Consider the following 3,620-nt stretch of genomic DNA (forward strand, 5'->3'; position numbering starts at 1 on the left):
CTTCAACACCCCCGCCAACGCCGTCCTGAAGAACACCCTCGCCACCAGCGCCGCGGCCCTGCCCCAGGTCGCCTCGGAGTCCCAGTTCGAGACCACCGTCGGTACGGCTGTGAAGAACCTGTTCGCCGACGCGGCAGCCGGCCGCGCCGTCACCACCGACTCCGTGAAGGCCGAACTGGAGAAGGCCCAGCAGCAGATGCCGGCGGCCTGAACACCATGACGACGACCACCACCGCCGTACAGGAGCCGGTGCGTGCGAACTCCCCCGGGGCGGCGGGCGGCTCGGGCCGCCGCCCCGGGCGGATCCGCCGCGTCGGACTGCCCTACCTGCTGCTCCTGCCCGCCCTGCTGCTCGAACTCCTCGTCCATCTCGTCCCGATGGTCATCGGCGTCGTGATGAGCTTCAAGGAACTCACCCAGTTCTACATCCGGGACTGGACCACCGCGCCCTGGGCCGGGTTCGGCAACTACAAGCTGTCGGTCGAGTTCGACGCCCCCATCGGCAAAGCCCTGCTGCACTCCTTCTTCGTCACCGTCGGCTTCACCCTGCTCTCCGTCGGCCTGTGCTGGCTGATCGGCACGGCGGCGGCCGTCTTCATGCAGGACACCTTCCGGGGCCGGGGCCTGCTGCGCGCCCTCTTCCTCGTCCCGTACGCGCTGCCCGTCTACGCGGCCGTCATCACCTGGGTGTTCATGTTCCAGCACGACAACGGCCTGGTGAACCACGTCCTGCACGACCAGCTGCACCTCACCGACAAGCCTTCCTTCTGGCTGATCGGCGACAACAGTTTCTGGGCGCTGCTCGTCGTGTCCGTGTGGAAGGGCTGGCCGTTCGCCTTCCTGATCGTGACGGCCGGACTCCAGAACATCCCCCGGGAGCTGTACGAGGCGGCCGCCCTGGACGGCGCGGGCCTGTGGCAGCAGATCCGCCGGATCACCCTGCCGTCGCTGCGCCCCGTCAACCAGGTTCTCGTCCTGGTGCTGTTCCTGTGGACGTTCAACGACTTCAACACGCCGTACGTGCTGTTCGGCAGGTCCGCCCCGGAGGCCGCCGACCTCGTCTCGGTCCACATCTACCAGGCCTCCTTCGTCACCTGGAACTTCGGCACCGGCTCGGCCATGTCCGTGCTCCTGCTGCTCTTCCTGCTGGTGGTGACCGGCGGGTACCTGGTGGTCACCTCGCGCGGACGGAGGACCGCCGATGTCTAGCCCGTCCGGCTCGCCGATGGCCCTGCCGCGCTCCTTCCTGTGGTCCCGGCGGATCTTCCTCACCCTGCTCACCGGGTTCGTGCTGGTCCCCGTGTACGTGATGGTCTCCAGCTCGCTGAAGCCCCTCGCGGACGTCACCGGCAAGTTCCGCTGGCTGCCCAGCGGCCTGACCGTCCGCCCGTACATCGACATCTGGTCGACGGTCCCGCTCGCGAAGTACTTCGTGAACTCGCTGATCGTCTCGGTCTCGGCGACCGTGTGCTCGGTGGTGGTCGCGGTCTTCGCCGCCTACGCGGTCAGCCGCTACGACTTCCGCGGCAAGCGGGTCTTCACGGTCACCGTGCTCTCCACCCAGATGTTCCCGGGCATCCTCTTCCTGCTCCCGCTGTTCCTGCTGTACGTCAACATCGGCAACGCCACCGGCGTCGCCCTGTTCGGCTCCCGCGGCGGCCTGATCCTCACCTACCTGACGTTCTCGCTGCCGTTCTCGATCTGGATGCTGATCGGGTACCTCGACTCCGTGCCACGGGACCTGGACGAGGCGGCGCTGGTGGACGGCTGCGGCCCGCTCGGCGCGCTGTTCAGGATCGTCGTCCCGGCCGCGATCCCGGGCATCGTCGCGGTCGCCGTCTACGCCTTCATGACCGCGTGGGGCGAGGTCCTCTTCGCCTCCGTCATGACCGACGACGCCACCCGCACCCTCGCCGTCGGCCTCCAGGGCTACTCCACCCTCAACGACGTGTACTGGAACCAGATCATGGCCGCCTCGCTCGTGGTGAGCGTCGCCGTCGTGGCCGGGTTCCTGCTGCTCCAGCGCTACCTCGTCGCCGGGCTGACCGCCGGCGCCGTCAAGTGAACCCGCCTCGCACCGAAGCCGGTTCCGCATCCTGTTCCGAAGGGATCTTCGTGACCATCGACCTCGCCGCACTCCCGCACGACTTCCTGTGGGGCACGGCAACCGCGGCGTACCAGATCGAGGGAGCCGCCGCCGAGGACGGCCGTGCCCCCTCCATCTGGGACACCTTCTCGCACACCCCGGGGAAGATCGCGGGCGACGACAACGGCGACGTCGCCTGCGACCACTACCACCGCTGGCGCGAGGACATCGCCCTGATGCGTCGACTGGGCACGAACGCCTACCGGTTGTCGGTCGCCTGGCCCCGGGTGCTGCCCGGCGGCGACGGCCCCGTCAACACCAAGGGCCTCGACTTCTACGACGAGTTGATCGACGGTCTGCTGGAAGCGGGCATCACCCCGTCCGTCACCCTCTACCACTGGGACCTGCCGCAGGCCCTCCAGGACCGGGGCGGCTGGCCCGTGCGCGCGACCGCCGAGCACCTCGCCTCGTACGCGTCCGTCGTCGCCGAACGCCTCGGCGACCGCGTGCACCACTGGACCACCCTCAACGAGCCGTCCTGCTCGGCCTGGATCGGCCACCTGGAGGGCACGATGGCCCCCGGGTGGACCGACCTGACGGCCGCCGTCCGCGCCTCCTACCACCTGCTCCTCGGCCACGGCCTGGCCGCGCAGGCGATCCGCGCCGCCGCGCCCGGCGCCCAGGTCGGCATCGTCAACAACCTCTCCACGGTGTTCACGGTGACGGACCGCCCCGAGGACGCGGCCGCCGCCCGCCGCCACGACGGCCACGTCAACCGCTGGTGGCTGGACCCGGTGCACGGCCGTGGCTTCCCGGCCGACATGGTCGAGACCTACGGCGTCGAACTCCCCGAGCGTCCCGGTGACCTGGAGACCATCGCCACCCCGCTCGACTGGCTGGGCCTGAACTACTACTTCCCGGCGTACGTCGAGGACGACCCGGCCGGCCCTGCCCCCTACGCCCGTTCGGTGTACCGCGCGGACGTCCCGTGCACCGGCATGGACTGGGAGATCGACGCGAGCGGCATCGAGACGCTGCTGCTGCGCCTCACCGACGAGTACGGCGCCCGCAGGCTCTACGTCACCGAGAACGGCTCCGCCTACCCCGACGTGGTCCGCCCCGACGGCACGATCGACGACCCCGAGCGCCAGGAGTACCTGGCCGGCCACCTCGCGGCCTGCGCCTCGGCGGCCCGCAAGGGCGCCCCGCTGGCCGGTTACTTCGCCTGGTCGCTGCTGGACAACTTCGAGTGGGCGTACGGCTACGACAAGCGCTTCGGCCTGGTCCACGTCGACTACGACACCCAGGTCCGCACGATCAAGGGCAGCGGCCACCGGTACGCGGACATCATCCGCGCCCACCGGGGTCAGGCCCGCAAGGCGGCCTGACCCCGGTCAGCCAAATGCATATGATACGCAAGTGCATAAGTTCAGCACCAGGGTGGCGACCCCCGACAGGGCGCCGGCTGCACGGACACAAGTACGCGATCGACGCCACCGTCGCCGAAGCGGCCTTGCGCCAGCCTGGCCCGGTC

Annotated in this window: 3 protein-coding genes and 2 pseudogenes; all 5 read left to right on the forward strand. The window is 69.6% G+C overall.

Annotated elements, in window-relative coordinates; genetic code table 11:
* A pseudogene (locus ABZ646_RS42865) lies at positions 1-211 on the forward strand (sugar ABC transporter substrate-binding protein); the annotation flags it as partial.
* Positions 212-216: 5 nt separating this feature from the next.
* Positions 217-1,209, forward strand: coding sequence for a sugar ABC transporter permease (locus ABZ646_RS42870; protein ID WP_360532134.1), 993 nt, complete (start codon positions 217-219; stop codon positions 1,207-1,209).
* 16 nt (positions 1,210-1,225) lie between these two features.
* A complete protein-coding gene (locus ABZ646_RS42875; protein WP_360532140.1) occupies positions 1,226-2,065 on the forward strand; it encodes a carbohydrate ABC transporter permease in 840 nt (279 codons plus the stop codon).
* A 50-nt stretch (positions 2,066-2,115) separates the two neighbouring features.
* Positions 2,116-3,474, forward strand: a complete 1,359-nt coding sequence (locus tag ABZ646_RS42880; protein ID WP_360532137.1) for a GH1 family beta-glucosidase — start codon at positions 2,116-2,118, stop codon at positions 3,472-3,474.
* A 77-nt stretch (positions 3,475-3,551) separates the two neighbouring features.
* A pseudogene (locus ABZ646_RS42885) lies at positions 3,552-3,620 on the forward strand (DNA-binding protein); the annotation flags it as partial.

The organism is Streptomyces sp. NPDC007162 (assembly GCF_040634175.1).
Taxonomy (GTDB): Bacteria; Actinomycetota; Actinomycetes; order Streptomycetales; family Streptomycetaceae; genus Streptomyces.